This is a genomic window from Thioalkalivibrio sp. ALMg9, from assembly GCF_000380625.1.
Classification (GTDB): Bacteria; Pseudomonadota; Gammaproteobacteria; order Ectothiorhodospirales; family Ectothiorhodospiraceae; genus Thioalkalivibrio; species Thioalkalivibrio versutus.
In genome coordinates this window covers 21,533-36,506 of the sequence record NZ_AQYC01000004.1, presented here as the reverse complement: position 1 = coordinate 36,506, position 14,974 = coordinate 21,533, and the positions used below count along the sequence as shown (strand labels likewise).

Annotated in this window: 14 protein-coding genes; 10 read left to right on the top strand and 4 right to left on the bottom strand. The window is 61.0% G+C overall.

The window, feature by feature from the left end:
- Positions 1-238 precede the first annotated feature (238 nt).
- Both F792_RS0100695 and F792_RS0100690 read right to left on the bottom strand, forming a co-directional pair.
- On the bottom strand, positions 239-1,546 hold the full coding sequence (locus F792_RS0100695) for a GGDEF domain-containing protein (protein WP_018167962.1): 1,308 nt from the start codon (positions 1,544-1,546) through the stop codon (positions 239-241).
- 356 nt (positions 1,547-1,902) lie between these two features.
- Positions 1,903-3,177 (bottom strand): DUF2254 family protein, encoded by a 1,275-nt coding sequence (locus F792_RS0100690; protein WP_018167961.1) that lies wholly within the window; start codon positions 3,175-3,177, stop codon positions 1,903-1,905.
- A gap of 315 nt (positions 3,178-3,492) precedes the next feature.
- On the opposite strand from F792_RS0100690, the gene F792_RS0100685 reads away from it, so the two are divergent.
- The 10 genes from F792_RS0100685 to F792_RS0100645 all read left to right on the top strand — a co-directional run bounded on the left by F792_RS0100685 (position 3,493) and on the right by F792_RS0100645 (position 12,761).
- Complete coding sequence (locus F792_RS0100685; protein ID WP_018167960.1) at positions 3,493-4,647, top strand: hypothetical protein; 1,155 nt, start codon at positions 3,493-3,495, stop codon at positions 4,645-4,647.
- Between the two features lie 10 nt (positions 4,648-4,657).
- The gene (locus F792_RS0100680) at positions 4,658-4,975 is read left to right on the top strand and encodes an HPF/RaiA family ribosome-associated protein (protein WP_018167959.1); all 318 of its coding nucleotides are present in this window, start codon (positions 4,658-4,660) and stop codon (positions 4,973-4,975) included.
- Positions 4,976-5,029: 54 nt separating this feature from the next.
- On the top strand, positions 5,030-5,746 hold the full coding sequence (gntA, locus tag F792_RS0100675) for a guanitoxin biosynthesis heme-dependent pre-guanitoxin N-hydroxylase GntA (RefSeq protein ID WP_231362621.1): 717 nt from the start codon (positions 5,030-5,032) through the stop codon (positions 5,744-5,746).
- Positions 5,743-6,369 (top strand): DUF1989 domain-containing protein, encoded by a 627-nt coding sequence (locus F792_RS0100670; protein ID WP_018167957.1) that lies wholly within the window; start codon positions 5,743-5,745, stop codon positions 6,367-6,369. Before gntA ends, F792_RS0100670 begins: the two co-directional genes overlap by 4 nt.
- Positions 6,354-6,806, top strand: coding sequence for an MgtC/SapB family protein (locus F792_RS0100665; RefSeq protein ID WP_018167956.1), 453 nt, complete (start codon positions 6,354-6,356; stop codon positions 6,804-6,806). The genes F792_RS0100670 and F792_RS0100665 overlap by 16 nt, the downstream gene beginning before the upstream one ends.
- A 93-nt stretch (positions 6,807-6,899) precedes the next feature.
- Complete coding sequence (locus F792_RS0100660) at positions 6,900-8,186, top strand: mechanosensitive ion channel family protein (protein ID WP_018167955.1); 1,287 nt, start codon at positions 6,900-6,902, stop codon at positions 8,184-8,186.
- 129 nt (positions 8,187-8,315) lie between these two features.
- Positions 8,316-10,685 (top strand): catalase, encoded by a 2,370-nt coding sequence (locus F792_RS0100655; RefSeq protein WP_231362620.1) that lies wholly within the window; start codon positions 8,316-8,318, stop codon positions 10,683-10,685.
- A 30-nt stretch (positions 10,686-10,715) separates the two neighbouring features.
- On the top strand, positions 10,716-10,919 hold the full coding sequence (locus F792_RS14950; RefSeq protein WP_231362619.1) for a hypothetical protein: 204 nt from the start codon (positions 10,716-10,718) through the stop codon (positions 10,917-10,919).
- 95 nt (positions 10,920-11,014) lie between these two features.
- The gene (locus tag F792_RS14945; RefSeq protein ID WP_231362618.1) at positions 11,015-11,251 is read left to right on the top strand and encodes a YetF domain-containing protein; all 237 of its coding nucleotides are present in this window, start codon (positions 11,015-11,017) and stop codon (positions 11,249-11,251) included.
- A gap of 235 nt (positions 11,252-11,486) precedes the next feature.
- A complete protein-coding gene (locus F792_RS0100645; RefSeq protein ID WP_026305868.1) occupies positions 11,487-12,761 on the top strand; it encodes a DUF2254 domain-containing protein in 1,275 nt (424 codons plus the stop codon).
- Positions 12,762-13,009: 248 nt separating this feature from the next.
- Here F792_RS0100645 and F792_RS0100640 read toward each other — a convergent pair whose 3' ends face one another.
- Both F792_RS0100640 and F792_RS0100635 read right to left on the bottom strand, forming a co-directional pair.
- Positions 13,010-13,579, bottom strand: coding sequence for a PRC-barrel domain-containing protein (locus F792_RS0100640; protein WP_018167952.1), 570 nt, complete (start codon positions 13,577-13,579; stop codon positions 13,010-13,012).
- A gap of 559 nt (positions 13,580-14,138) precedes the next feature.
- Positions 14,139-14,666 carry a PRC-barrel domain-containing protein gene (locus F792_RS0100635; RefSeq protein ID WP_018167951.1) on the bottom strand — a complete coding sequence of 176 codons (528 nt, stop codon included), beginning with the start codon at positions 14,664-14,666 and terminating at the stop codon, positions 14,139-14,141.
- Positions 14,667-14,974 lie beyond the last annotated feature (308 nt).

Here is a 14,974-nt window from a genome sequence, read left to right as displayed (position 1 = left end):
GCGCCAAAAACGCCAGGGGGGCACTTTCATGGTCGGTCCACGACGCGCGGGGTGACCGAGCGCAAGTGGTCAGCTCACCAACCATGCCAACGGCGCAAGTGGGATGATGCGACGCTTGTAGACGCGCGTCCGTGCGAAACCGCACGTAGCGTGCCGGGGAGGGGATGGTTCATCCCGAAGGTGCGGATGCCATCCGCCCGGTCGCTGGAAGCGAGTGACGTTCGTGAGCAGTGTTTACCTAGGCAGACATCCAGCGCGAACCGCTCTTTTTGGCTTGATACATGGCCTTGTCGGCCGCTTCCAGCAGAGAGACCGGAGAGGTCGCGTCCTTGGGGTAGAACGAGATGCCAATGCTCGCGGAGATGTGGACAGAGGTTTGCCCGATGTCGATGGCCCTGGCGAGTTCCCGAGTAATGGTTCTGGCCACACGCTCGACATCCTTGAGCTGTTTGACGCCCGTCACCAGGACGGTAAATTCGTCGCCGCCCAGGCGGCTAACCGTATCCTCCTCCCGGATGCAATGCGTGAGTCGCTCGGCGACCTCCGAAAGTAAGCGGTCACCCGCTTCATGTCCAAACGAGTCGTTGATCTCCTTGAAGCCATCAAGGTCCATGAAGAGGACCGCAAGGGACTGGCCGCTGCGTTTCGCATGGTTGACGCCCTGTTCCAGGCGATCAAGAAAAAGACGTCGATTCGGAAGCCCAGTCAACAGGTCGTGATTGGCGTGATGCCATATTTTTTCCTCGGCGACGGCTTGTTTTGTAATGTCCCGAGAGGTGCAGACAATTGCTTCGGTGTTGCGATGCTCGTCGAGTACGGGCGCAAGCACATACTCGAATCGATCACCCTGACCAGAGGGAAACATGTGGACGAATTTTCCTCGTTGCGTGCACTGGTCAGCAACGACTTTGTCGATGCTGTGCTGGAAGGCCGGGGCGAACGGGAAGCCGAGGTCAAAGCTGGATTTGCCGATGATCGCCTCGGGCGCGAGAGCGAAAAGATCGGCTGTGGCCTTGTTTGCGTAAACAAATCGCCCTTCGGGGTCCAGCACATGAATCGGGTCTGGCGACGCGACCAGAATGGCCCCGAACAGTCGGGTTTCCATCTCCTTGACGGTCGCATATTGTTCCAGCGATTCGGCGACGGCCTGGTCTATCGCTTCATGAAACCGGGTGAGATCCTCAAGCTGTTGGCCAGCGATCGTTGGGTAATCTTTCGTCCAGTGTGAGACCACGCTCGCGCGAAGGGCGCGAAATTCGGAAACGGTCTCAATGACGCTGAAGCCGCTGGTCTGTCGATCACCGCCGTGGACTTCTGCCCAGGACTCGTCCCCCGTCTTCGGCTCGCAGCCTTTCGATTTGTCGGCCTGTTCCGACTCGCTCTGGTGGGACTCGAGGTCGTCGGCAATGGTCAGCAGCATGTCCCTGGCGTGGTCACGCAGTCCGGTCGTCCCCATCTGGCTGGCATGAAGAAGGGTTCCGGCAAATTCTTCCCAGTCCTGAAGAATCGGCTCCATTTCTTTCCTGATAAATTCAGCGAGGCGCATAGGGGTATTCATGGATTGGGTTGGTAATAATAACAGAAGGGCTTGGCAGGGCCGTTCGTGTGGGTTGGGATATTGGTGTTTTTGGAGCCATGTCAGGAATACGAGATAACTTCCCAAGAAGTCTGAACTGGTTTGCACTTGTTATCATGCCGCCGCGGGTTCTGATGAGTTTTATTTTGCATGATGTCCCGCGCTCGCCTGTTAATCAGCGTATCCCTGACGCCGACGTCGTGGGCTTCGCCGCAGGGGGGGGTGCGCCAGCAGCGCTGCGGCCCGGTCATGGCGTTCTTCGGGGTCGCTTGCGGGGGTGTCGATTGCATGATGTGCTGTCCCACAAGACGTCGCTCCGAGCCCCGTCAGTGACCTTCGACAAAAGCCTCGGCCTCCCGCTCAAGTCGCTGACGGTCGCGAGCCAGCATTCCGTTGGCGTCTGCCAGAGCCAGCACCATCTCCACCTGGCGTCGGACCTCCGAGAGGACCGCGAACGCCTCGCGTTCCTCGGCGGCCTCGCGGACCCGATCGAGCATGTGCATCAGGTGCCGGGCCGTTTCCGGGTCGCGGGCGGCGGGCTCCCGCAGTCGTTCCGCGCATAACTGCACGAGGTCGGCAGGGTCCCAGCCGAACTCGTCGTAGATACAACGGCCGTCCTGGTCCTTGTCGTGCAGCCGCGGCAGCCCACGCTCGACGATCTCCACGAGGACGGCTTCCAGGTGGACCAGCACCTCGTGGGCGGTCGCGGTGTCCGCGTGTGCCTGCAACGCGAACGTCCCGACGTCGACCAGCTGGCTCACGGCGAACGCGAGGTCCAGGTCAGCGCTGCGGGTGCGGGCAAGGCTGATCGCTTCGGCCACGCTGTCGAGGTTGGCATCGGCGGGGGAGACGAGCGCGACCGTGCAGCGGGGGGTGACAAACTCGCCAACGCGGCAACGGAGATGTACGACCCCGCCGGCCGGCAGCGCCTTGCGCATCCGGTCGATGTCGATGGCGGTAACCCAGCCGGTGCCCGGGGCCAGGACCGTCTGCGCTGCGGACGTGGGTGGCGGCACCCCGGTGATCTCGAGCCGTGCCCCGGGGTGGCGATCGAGTACCTTGAGGGCGTTATCGGCGAGATGGCTGACCAGCTCCGACAACGACAGACTGCGCGTGGCGTGCTGGATCGCCAGCAGTACGCCCGCCATCGCGGCCAGTGCGATGATCACCGCCAGCACCGTACTCACAATGGGCGCGGCCGCCTGTTCGTCGGAGGGCATCCTTACCAGGATGACCAGCACGGCCACGACGCCTGCCGACATGAATGCGAGCAGATTCCGCTGGAAGCGGTCGTCCAGAAAGGTCAGCAGCGTCCGGGGCGAGAAGTGCGCGGCCATCAGGCCAACCACGACGGTGCGCATCCAGAGGCCGAACACCGCGACCGTAATCAGGCCCCCGGTCACTGACCCCAGCAGGACCCGTGCGCTACCCACAGTGCCGAGCTCGACGGGTGGAGGCCACAGCCATACGGTGTCCACGGCCAACGCCGCCAGGCCCACGCCCAGACCGGCCGCCATCGCCATGCCCATCGCCACCGTGATCTCGCCTAGGCGGAGGGTGGCCCAGCGGGGCCGTGGCCTGCCGCGGTTCGTCTCCCCCATGCTGTCACCTCCAAGTGGTGACCGATTGGCGTGTAGAGGCCCCTCGGCAATTCCTGACGAATCAGTTCGGGCGGATGTGCTCCGTAGAGTCACCGGGCGGGACCGTTGTGTCGGTGCGTTGCCACACCGAGTGGCGCACCACTCTGATCATCTGGACCCGCGAACAGAAGCCCGGGGCAGCCATGTCGGCATGAGCTGGAATCGGGGTGCGCTTGTGCCATCGGCCGTGCGGAGCTAAGCGCGACGCCGCACATAAATGGACGTGCCGGCGTGCTATACGGATGGTGTGCCTTGTTGGAGAGATCCGGAATGTCAGTGAACCGTGTCGACCAGGACGCCGCGGCGGGCCTCTGGGATGACTGTGACCCGCCGTGCCTTTCGCTTTATCAACCGACTCATCGGGACCACCCGGACAATGAGCAGGATCCAATACGCTTCAAGAATCTGGTGAAAGCGCTGGAGGACTCGCTGCGACAAAAGTTTGCGAGCGACGAGATCCAGCCCTTGCTCGAACCCTTGCTGGCCCTCGCGGACGATCGCGAGTTCTGGAACTGCACCTTCGACGGCCTGGCCGTGTTGCGCGACAGGAATCGGTTTCGGGTCTACAAGCTCCAGCGCCCGGTCCCCGAATTGGCGGTTGTGGCGGACAGCTTCCACACCAAGCCCTTGCTGCGCATCCTGCAATCGGCGGATCGCTATCAGGTGCTCGCCTTGAGCCGGCACGAGATGAAGGTGTTCGAGGGCAACCGTGATGCCCTGGACGAGATCACGCCTGCCGATGGCGTGCCGCAGACGATCACCGAGGCGCTCGGTGACGAACTCACCGATTCCCGCCAGACGGTGTCGGCCTATGGCGGCAGCGGCGGCGGCCAGGCCCCCATGCACCATGGCCATGGGGGCCGAAAAGCCGAACTGGACGATGACGCGGAGCGATTCTTCCGCGCAGTCGATCGCGCGGTCCTTGAACACCATTCCAAGCCCTCCGGCCTGCCGCTGCTACTCGCCGCCCTGCCGGAGCACCACCACATGTTTCACGCGCTCAGCCACAACCCTTTCCTGATTTCCGAGAGCCTGGACGTGCATCCGGATGCGCTTGCGTCGAGCGACGACTTTCGCGAGCGGGTCTGGCAAACCATCGAACCTCGCTACCTCGAGCGCCTGGCCGGGCTGGTGGATGCCTTCGGCAGTAACCAGCCGAAGGGCCTCGGCTCCGACGACCTGGCCGAGGTGGCCCGGGCCGCCGTGGGCGGGCGCGTGGCGACCCTGCTGATCGAAGCGCGCCGGGAAATCCCCGGTCGGGTCGATGCGACGACCGGCGAGCTTGAGTTCGACGATCTCTCCCACCCCGAAACGGACGACGTGCTCGATGACCTGGGCGCCCTGGTGCTCAAGATGGGCGGCGAGGTGGTCGTGGTGCCGAAGGAACGGATGCCGACCGGTACGGGAATCGCCGCAATCTACCGCTACTGAGGCAAGTGACATGCAGATTCAGATCAACACGGATGACAACATCGACCAGTCCGGTGCACAGCCGGAGCAGACCGAAGCCACCATCAGAAACGTCCTGGAGCGCTTTGCGGATCAGGTGACGCGCGTGGAGGTTCACCTCAGCGACGAGAACAGTGACAAGAAATCCGGCAACGCCGACATACGCTGTCTGCTGGAAGTCAGGGTCGAAGGTCTCCAGCCCGTAGCCGTGACCGATGAAGCCGCGACCGTGGGGCAGGCGGTCGACGGTGCCGCACGCAAGATGAGGCGTTCCCTGGACAGTACGCTTGGAAAGCGGAAGAACCACTGAGGTTACCGGCCAGCACCGATCGCCGTTGGCCATTGGTGACCTGTCGAAAAGCGGATGAAACACCCTGGAGATCCTGGTACTAACGAAGTGGGCCTCCAGCCCTTTCCGGACCTGGGCGGGCGCTTTCTGGCGTTGCTCGCCGAGGCTACATATCCCTGTGTGGGCGCCAAGTCCGCTTTGGCCCGTGGCTCGATCGAAACTCATGAGTTCGGCGCACTAGGGGACTCCGGCAATGATCGACCGATGCTGGATGATCTTTCTCGATTCGTTGCCCTGATCGAGGCCAGTGCTTGCAACGAGGACATCGTGCACTCTTATGTCGCCCTGTTCAGTGGCCCAGGCGATATGAGCGAGCTTCGTTTCGAGTCCTTGATGTGGGCGCAGTTGTGGCGAATCCACAAGCTGGACATTCTGGCGGGCAATCCTCCCGCCGACGATGTCAACAGCGATAGTGACAGCCCGCTGTTCAGCCTGAGCATAGCGGGGCATCCGTTCTTTGCCATTGGGCTTCACGCGAACGCTTCGCGCCTCGCCAGACGGTTTACCAACCCGGTATTGGTGTTCAATTCCCACCGCCAGTTCGAGAAGCTAAGAAAGGACGGACGTTTCGAGAAGATGCAAGTGGCCACTCGAGCACGCGATATCGCCTTGCAAGGATCCCAGAATCCCAATCTGGCGGATTTTGGAGAAGTGAGTGAGGCCAGGCAGTACAGTGGCCGTGAAGTCGAAGCCAACTGGACATGCCCATTCCATTTCAAGGAAAAGCCGTGAACACGGACGTACCGACGGTGAGAATATCTCCCTGCTCCGCGCAGGCGGTCGAGCTTGGCCCTGGAGACGAACTGGTGGTGATCGATCCCGAAGGCCAGCAGGTAAGCGATGTGGTCGCATTCGGGAATCCGGATCATGGGGAGTATCTGTCTTCAGGGCGTTCTCTTGACTATGCCTCACGCTTTTGGCTCACGACGGGCGATGTGCTGTACTCGAACCGCAGTCGGCCAATGTTCACCATCATCGAGGATACCTGCGGGCGGCATGACTTCACTTTGACACCTTGTTCGAAAGATACCTTCAGAATCATCTATGGGGAGAACGAGGGTCGTCCGGGTTGCGAGGGCAATCTGGCGGCGGCCCTGGCCCCTTACGGCATTGGTGTCGATCGCATTCCCATCGCATTCAATGCGTTCATGCATGTGTCGATCGATGCCACAACGGGGGAGTTCGGCGTTCTTCCTCCGCTCAGCAAAGCCGGGGATTTCGTTCGCCTGCGCGCCGAGATGCCCCTCGTGGTGGCGATGTCCGCATGTTCCGCCGGGCAGTCGAATAATTTCTCCTTCAAGCCGATCGATTTTCAAGTTGTGCGCAGAAATCCGCCGTCATGCTCGAATGGCTGATACCGGAGTTCGATGGGTCCCTCATGCTCCGTCACCTGCGCGATCTTGTGTTGGCCTATCTGCTCGCGATCCCGAGTGCCTGGGACCGGGAAGTTCGCGATCGCGCCATTGGACTGCGGACGTTCCCGTTGGTTGCCGTTGCCGCCTGTGGCTACGCGCTGATCGGCTTCTCGGTACTGGAGTCGCCCGACGCTCAGGCCCGGATCATGCAGGGCCTGATCACCGGCATTGGATTCATCGGTGGCGGAGCGATTCTCAAAAGCGGTGGTAGCGTGGAAGGTACGGCCACGGCTGCCAGCCTTTGGGCAACGGGCGCGATCGGCCTGGCAGTCGCCGCGCACCGTTTCGAGATCGCGATCCTCATCAGCATCGCGACGTTTTTGACCCTGCGCTATCTCAAGCCGCTGATGCATGCTCCCGAGAAATCCGGGGAATAACCGGCTGGGTTCGGTACCGCACGGAACGGTTCCGGGTCGGGTGGCTACTGTCTCGGGATGATGCGGATTGCCGTTGTCCTGGCTGTTATAGGCATGGCCCTGCCGGGATGGGTCATCGCGGCCGAGCCACCGCTCGTCCTGACGCCCCTGGAGTCGGAGGAACGGCTGGAGGCCCCGGCGAGTGTCGGCATTGTGCCGGAAGCGACCGACGAGGCCATCGCGGCCCGGCTGGAGCGGATTCTGGTTGCAACGGGCTGGTACGAGCAGCCGATGGTCACGGTCGATGAAGGGGTGGCATTCCTGTATGGCCAGGTCCGCCGCCAGACGCACCGCCAGTGGGCCGGCGATCTGGCACGCAGCACCCAGGACGTGGTCGCGGTGGTCAATCATCTCGAGTTGATCGAGCCGTCGATCTGGGACCTGAGCCCGGCGCTCAGTGGTTTGAACGAGCTCGGCAGAACGGTGCTGAGAAGCCTGCCTTACGTTCTTTTCAGTTTGTTGCTCCTCGCGCTGGCCTGGTCTCTGGGCGTGCTCGTCACGCGGTTGCTGCGCTGGACCACAAAGACCAGTAAACGGAACAATCTGCTGAAGGACGTGGTCGCCCGGGGCGGGGGTGTCCTGGTGTTCGTTGCCGGCTTGTACAGCGTGTTCCACGTGGCCGGGCTGACCAACGTCGCGCTGGCCGTTCTGGGTGGTACGGGGCTTGCCGGCATCGCGCTGGGTATCGCCTTTCGCGACATTACCGAGAATTTTCTGGCGAGCATCTTTCTGAGTGCACAGAACCCCTTTCGGACCGGTGATCTGATCGAGGTCGGGGGAACCCGCGGGTTCGTGCAAAGCATGACGATTCGGGCCACGGTGCTGATGACCCTGGACGGCAACCACGTGCAGGTACCCAACGCGACCATCTACAAGAGCGACATCACCAACTTCTCGGCCAACCCCAATGACCGCATGGAGTTCGGCGTGATGATCGGTCTCAACGACTCCATCACCGACACCCAGGCGATTGGCCTGGCTGTTCTTGCGGGTCACCCGGCGGTCCTGGAGAACCCCGAGCCATGGGTTGTCGCCGAGGAGATTCGCAATGCGGCCGTGCTGATCAAGTTGTCATTCTGGTTTGATTCACGAAAAACCAATGGCCAGCAGTTGCGCTCGGCGCTCATTCGACTGACCAAGCGTGCGCTGATGGAGGCCGGCATGACGATTCAGGCCGAACAACGTCAATACGTGGAACCGATTGCGGACGGTCCCGCGGAAGAATCGGCGGCGGCCATGACCGTGTCCGAGGCCGAGACCCGCCCGGAAGGCGAGGTTATTCGCAACCAGGCCGCGCTCGCGCCCATGCCGGAAAAGGGAGAAAACCTGCTGGACGAGTGATCCTGTGGACCCGCCATCGGCATCTCGGGGTATTTTTTGCCACTGCGTTTGTTGCCGCACAGAGCGTTCCTGTCCCCCGTGGTATCGATGCCAGGGTGCGTCCATCCCCCGACGCCCTGGAGAAGAATCATGGCTAAGAAAAAAACGGGTCGTTCATCACAGGCGTCAGGCAAGGGCGGTAAATCGGCCCCAGCCGCGCTCAGAACCAACGACATCGTTGCGGAGCAAGCCGCAGCCAGCGACGATTTCGTCGCCGCGATGCCCTACAACACCATCAAGGAGCAAGACCACGGTCACGACAACGCGGTGGCGCCGCCGGCCGGTCCTACTACGGAGCCGGGGTCCAGTGCGTTGACTGCGAGCACGATGACCGAGGAACCCGGTACGCAAAAGACCGGCGGGCCGGCTGTGCGCGGAACGAACGCGACCGTCGCCCCGCTCGACCGGGTCCGGGTCGATCCCGGCGATCAACCGTTGACCACCAACCAAGGTGTTCGGATTGGCGACAATCAGAACACCTTGAAAGCGGGGCTGCGCGGGCCATCGTTACTCGAAGATTTCATCCTGCGGGAAAAGATCACGCATTTCGATCACGAGCGTATCCCGGAGCGGATCGTCCATGCACGCGGCTCCGGGGCGCACGGATATTTCGAAGCCTACGACGGGCTGACCCAGTACACCCGCGCGGCGCCGTTCGCCGAGAAGGGCAAGATCACGCCGGTGTTCGTGCGATTTTCCACGGTGGCGGGTGAGCGCGGTTCGAAGGACACCGCGCGCGACGCCCGTGGCTTCGCGGTGAAGTTCTATACCGACGAAGGCAACTGGGACCTGGTGGGTAACAACATCCCGGTGTTCTTTATTCAGGACGCGATGAAGTTCCCCGATCTGGTCCACGCCCTCAAGCCGGAACCGCATCATGGCATGCCTCAAGCGGGATCCGCGCATGACACGTTCTGGGACTTCGTCTCGCTGTCGCCGGAGTCCACTCACATGCTGCTGTGGGCTATGTCGGATCGCGCGATACCGCGCAGCTACCGGATGATGCAGGGCTTTGGCGTGCACACCTTTCGCCTGGTCAACGAGCAGGGCGAGTCCGTGTTCTGCAAGTTCCACTGGACGCCGCTCCAGGGAACCCACTCGCTTGTCTGGGACGAAGCCGTGAAGATCGCGGGCGCCGACGCCGATTTTCATCGGCGTGACTTGTGGGAGGCCATCGAATCGGGCGAATTCCCGGAATGGGAACTGGGTGTGCAGATCTTCACCGAGGAACAGGCCGACGGCTTCAGCTTCGACGTGCTCGACTCCACGAAGATCGTGCCGGAAGAGCTGGTCCCGCTGACGCCCGTCGGGCGCATGGTTCTCAACCGCAACCCGGACAACTTCTTCGCGGAAACCGAGCAGGTCGCGTTCTGCACGGCGCATGTCGTCCCCGGCATCGACTTCTCCAATGATCCGTTGCTCGCCGGTCGGATCCATTCCTATGCGGATACGCAGATCACGCGACTCGGGGGGCCCAATTTCCACGAGATCCCGATCAATTCGCCGCTTGCTCCGGTGCAGAACAACCAGCGCGATGGCATGCACCGCCAGGCGGTGCATCGCGGGCGCGTGGCCTACGAGCCGAACTCACTGGCGGGTGGCTGCCCGTTTCAGGCCGGGACCGCCGGCTTCGTGTCGTTCCCGGATGCCCATGCGGAGGACAAGGTCCGTGGCAAGCCGGAGAAGTTTGCCGAGCACTATGCGCAAGCCACGTTGTTCTTCGAGAGTCAGACCGACGTCGAGAAGGCGCACATTGCAGCCGCATTCCGCTTCGAACTGAGCAAGGTCGATGTCCGCGCGATCCGCGAACGGATGGTGTCCTCGCTGGTGAATGTTTCACGGGAACTGGCTGCAGAGGTCGCCATTGGCTTGGGCATGGAGGTGCCGGATGCCATGCCGAAGGCCGTCACCGATCCGGAACCGCCGGAGATCACCGAGTCGCCAGCGTTGTCGCTGATGGCGCGGCCGGGCGAAACCGGAATCCGCACACGCCAGATTGCGGTGCTGGTCGAGGAGGGCGTCCACCATGCCTCGCTCGTCGATCTTCATGGCGCGCTGACGGACGCGGGTGGCATTGTTCATTTTGTGGGTTCACGAGTGGGCACGTTCGTCGGCGATTCCGGCGAAAAGATCGAAGCCAACAAGTCCTTGGAGAATTCTCCGGCCGTCCTGTTCGATGCATTGGTGCTGCCTGATGGGAGCGAGGCGGTCCAGTCGCTCGCAATCGACGGACACACAATGGAATTCATCAAGGACCAGTTCAGGCACTGCAAGACGATTCTGGCTTTGGGGGCCGGCCGCGAGCTTCTGGAAATGGCGGGCATTGGCCCAGCCATGCAGGAAGATCCAGGCATCCTGCTGGCGGAGGGTGGTGCCGCCACCGAGGTCGCATCAAAATTCATCGACGCGATCGCCGCCCATCGCCATCTATCCCGCGACAGCGACCCACCGGCCAAATGACCCGGGCCCGCGGTCGGCAGGATTAGCCCGATGTTTTTTGGTGGGTGGGACGGTCTGTTGCGCACCTTGGTCGTCGGCGTACTCGCATACGTAGCGCTCATCGTGTTCCTTCGCTTGTCGGGGAAGCGAACACTTTCCAAGATGAACGCCTTTGACCTGGTCGTGACTGTCGCCCTTGGCTCAACGCTGGCGACCGTCTTGCTGGCCAAAGATGTCGCCCTGGCCGAAGGGTAGCGGCTTTCGCTCTGCTCATTGGGCTGCAGTTCGCCGTCACGTGGTCCAGCGTCCGGCTCCGCTGGGTGCGACGGTTGGCGACGGGCGAGGCGCTGATGCTGCTTTACCGCGGCAAGTTCCTGCCAACGGCCCTGCGGCAGGCGCGGGTGACCGAAGACGAAGTACGGGCCGCGGTCCGCTCGGCCGGGATCGACTCGTTGGACCAAGTGCGCGCGGTTGTCCTGGAGACCGACGGTTCGTTCAGCGTTGTCCGCCTGGGCGAGGGCGGGAACGGTTCCAGTCTCGTTGGCGTCGACGGAATCCCGGAGTTCCGGGAGCCCACAGAACCGTGATCCACCCGCCCGTGGTTGCTGTGCGAAGCCGTTCCACGAAGTCTTGGCAAGAAGGTGATGAGGGCGAGCCCGCCTTGCGTTCGGGTTTGCGCACGGCGTTGTGGCTTGGTTGTGGAGAACGATTGTACGGCGGTCACCGCGCCTTTCCGCACGCAAAATCGACTCGAGCGCGAACGGGTACATTGAGCAGTGTTTTCTTAAGCGCACCGGAGCTTGAAAGGCGGAGGATTCAATTATGGCCCAATTACGTCGGTTGGCCTCTGGCCGGCTACGGGTTTTTCTAAGTCGGCTCAAAGATCGTTTATGGGTCAGGCCACTGCTCCTTGGCGTGCTCGCTGTTGGGGGTACGTTCATCGCCCGGCTAGCTGACGGTACGGGTCTTGCCGATGTGTTGCCCCGCATTAACCCGGAATCTGTTGAATCCTTGTTAACCATCATGGCATCCAGCATGTTGGTTATCGCAACTTTCTCGGTAGGTGCCATGGTCGCCGCTTACGCATCCGCCAGTGTCGGGGCGACACCTCGGTCCATACCGCTTGTAATTTCTGATGATGTTACCCAGAACGCATTGTCCGCGTTTATAGGGGCTTTCATCTTCAGTATCGTTTCCCTGATATCCGTTCAGAATCAACTATTCGATTCTGCGGGCCTATTTGCTATTTTTTCGCTTACTCTTCTGGTGTTTGCCGTTGTCATCATCACATTCGTCCGCTGGGTCGACAGAATTGCCCGCCTGGGTCGTGTGGTGAACACCATCGAGAAAGTCGAAAAGGCCGCCACCGACACACTCGATCGTCGCCGCCATTCGCCCTCGCTAGGCGCAGTGGCCGTTCCCTTGCATCAGGCCAATAAAAATGGCGTGCCCGTCTTCTCTCCGACGGTTGGTTATGTACAGAATATTGATTTGGAGACGCTGCAGTCCGCCGCTGAAGAGGCCAATTGCCGCGTGATGGTGACAGCGCTGCCTGGTACATTCGTCAGCGCACGTCGTCCTCTGCTTCGTATTGAGGGGTGTGAGGCGTTCGACCCAGACGCTTTTTCTAGCGCCTTCACGATTTGTCCAAACCGTGCCTTTGAAGATGACCCCCGATTCGCGCTGCTTGCGTTGTCCGAGATCGCCGACAAGGCGTTGTCGCCTGGCATGAACGATCCGGGAACCGCGATTAACGCAATCGGCGCAATGGTACGTCTGTTTACACTTTGGGTGTCGCCGCTTGAAAAGGAAAGAGTGGCGGAAATCACCTACGACCGTGTATCGGTTCCGACGCTGGCGATCGACGACTTGTTCGACGATGCATTTACCGCTATAGCCCGTGACGGAGCGGGTTTCGTCGAAGTTTCTATCCGGCTGCAGAAAGCGTTTCGCGCGTTGGCGGAAACAGATGACCATTTGATGGTGGCGGCCGCTAAAAGGCATTCGCGGATGGCACTGGCCCGTTCGGAACGCGCCATGTCATTTCAAGACGATATCGATGCGGTGCGTAAAGCGGCTGCGTTTTCGGCCGTATAAGCGCAGGACGAATGGATGGCTGACGGGCATAGGTTTCGAGGCCCGGTCCCGAGGGGGTGGAGAAGGTTGAAATCGTGATCGGCGTCGGAGGGGTGCAGAATAAACTCGACGACAGGGCCCAATCGCAGCAACGCGCGATACCGCGTGGTGGCATCGGGTCCGGGAGGTTTCTTCGACAAGCATAAAAAAGGCAGAGGCTTGGGCCCCTGCCGTCTATTCATTCCACTATAAGTGGTTGGTACTGAAATTCAGTCCCGGCGTTCAAACTTCGGTGCATCGCGCAGCTGCTCACGGGTTACGTCAACTCGCAGTTCCCGATCGTCAGCAGTGCCAGATGTGGTGACGTGACCCCAACCAATGGCTACGTCTTTCTGACCCATGCCCAGGAATCCGCCGACGCCGACGATAATCGCCACGACCTGACCGTCCTGGTCGATAATCAGATCATCGATCGAGCCCAGATCCTCATCACCCGCGGTCTTGACATCGGTACCCATCAGCTCGCTTACCTGCATGCCGCTGGCCGGTACGGATTCCAGGTAGCCCTTGCGCTCCGCAAGTTCGTCGCCTGCGTCGCGGCGATCTTCGGCAGTCTTCGCGTCATCCTGCCCGGCGCGTTCGCTGCGCTGGTCACGTTCCATGTCCCCGGGAGCACGGTCGCGGTCATTATATTGCGTGGCGCCCTGGTCACGTTCGGAGCTCTGCGCGCCGCGATCTGCACCCTGGTCAGTATGCTGCTGCGCCAAGACGGAACCTGCGCCCAAGGTGATGGCTGGGGTGACCAATGCATAAAATGCGAATGAATGTAGCTTGTTCATAATGAATCTCCTTCGAATCGGACATTTTGGTTGGACAGAATGTCCGATTTTGGTTGGACAGAATGTCCGGTTTAGTGGCGTCATCAAAGCATGCCCTCCCCGGCCTCATCACCGGGATCGGGACTGAATCGCCAAGAGACATGCGATTCAGGATGAGAGTCCAAAGTACGCCGGGGGAGGTGGTCAGTCTGTTCGCTGACGCACTAAGAACGGGAGTTCTTTTCCGTACGTGCGATCTTGTGACAACGAACGCATTGGGGATCGGACTATCCGAAGCCCCGTCATGACCAGTAGAAGTTGAGATGCGGTGGTACGGAGGGAGCGGATGGTCGACGGATAAGAGAGTTGGAAGAAGCGCACAGCCAGCTTGAGCGCGAGCGGGAGTAATCAGCGTTTCCCGGGGCTCGGAATCAAGCCGAGGACAGGTTGCAATCGCCGCAACGAACGGTTCCGCGGGGTGGCATCAGGTACAGGAAGGTTTCGGGACAAGCACAAGAAAAGGCAGGGGCTTGCGCCCCTGCCTTTTATTCATGCCGCTATAAGTGGGTGGTGCTTGAGATCAATCGCGGCGTTCGAACTCCGGCGCATCGCGCAGCTCTTCACGGGTTACGTCAACGCGCAGTTCCCGGTCATCAGCAGTGCCGGAGGTGGTCACGTGACCCCAGCCAATGGCTACGTCTTTCTCGCCGATGCCCAGGAATCCGCCGACCCCGACGACAATAGCCACGACCTGACCGTTCTCGTCGATGATCAGATCATCAACGGAGCCGAGATTTTCATCGCCTGCGGTTTTGACATCGGTACCCATGATGTCGCTCGCCTGCATGCCATCGGCCGGTGCAGATTCCAGGTAGCCCTTGCGCTCGGCAAATTCGTCGCCTGCGTCGCGGCGATCTTCGGCTTGCTGGTCGGCGCGGCCTTCCATGCCGTAGTCTTGGTCGCCCTTGTCACGCTCCATGCTCTGTGCGCCGCGATCAGCGTCCTGGTCAGTACGTTCCTGCTGATCCTGAGCCAGGACAGAACTGGCACCCAGCGTCATTGCCGGGGCGACCAATGCATAAAGGGCAAATGAATATAGCTTTTTCATAATGAATCTCCTTCGAATCGGACATTTTGGTTGTACAAAATGACCGGTTTAGTGGCGTCATCAAAGCATGCTCCCCGGCCTCATCACCGGGTCGGGACTGAATCGCCAAGAGACATGCGATTCAGGATGAGAGTCCAAAGTACGCCGGGGGAGGTGGTCAGTCTGTTCGTTGACGCACTAAGAACGGGAGTTCTTTTCCGTACGTGTGATCTTGTGACAACGAACGCATTTTGGGAGTTTTAAGGAAGTCGTTTGGGGAGCGGGGGTAGCCAAAGCTGCGTACTAACACTGGAAGGTGGGGTACAGCC

Coding starts and splice junctions, on each gene's coding strand:
- F792_RS0100695 (WP_018167962.1), bottom strand. CDS start 1,546: ATGCGCCTCGCTGAATTTATCAGGAAAGAAATGGAGCCGATTCTTCAG.
- F792_RS0100690 (WP_018167961.1), bottom strand. CDS start 3,177: ATGGGGGAGACGAACCGCGGCAGGCCACGGCCCCGCTGGGCCACCCTC.
- F792_RS0100680 (WP_018167959.1), top strand. CDS start 4,658: ATGCAGATTCAGATCAACACGGATGACAACATCGACCAGTCCGGTGCA.
- gntA (WP_231362621.1), top strand. CDS start 5,030: ATGAAACACCCTGGAGATCCTGGTACTAACGAAGTGGGCCTCCAGCCC.
- F792_RS0100665 (WP_018167956.1), top strand. CDS start 6,354: ATGCTCGAATGGCTGATACCGGAGTTCGATGGGTCCCTCATGCTCCGT.
- F792_RS0100660 (WP_018167955.1), top strand. CDS start 6,900: ATGGCCCTGCCGGGATGGGTCATCGCGGCCGAGCCACCGCTCGTCCTG.
- F792_RS0100655 (WP_231362620.1), top strand. CDS start 8,316: ATGGCTAAGAAAAAAACGGGTCGTTCATCACAGGCGTCAGGCAAGGGC.
- F792_RS14950 (WP_231362619.1), top strand. CDS start 10,716: ATGTTTTTTGGTGGGTGGGACGGTCTGTTGCGCACCTTGGTCGTCGGC.
- F792_RS14945 (WP_231362618.1), top strand. CDS start 11,015: ATGCTGCTTTACCGCGGCAAGTTCCTGCCAACGGCCCTGCGGCAGGCG.
- F792_RS0100645 (WP_026305868.1), top strand. CDS start 11,487: ATGGCCCAATTACGTCGGTTGGCCTCTGGCCGGCTACGGGTTTTTCTA.
- F792_RS0100640 (WP_018167952.1), bottom strand. CDS start 13,579: ATGAACAAGCTACATTCATTCGCATTTTATGCATTGGTCACCCCAGCC.
- F792_RS0100635 (WP_018167951.1), bottom strand. CDS start 14,666: ATGAAAAAGCTATATTCATTTGCCCTTTATGCATTGGTCGCCCCGGCA.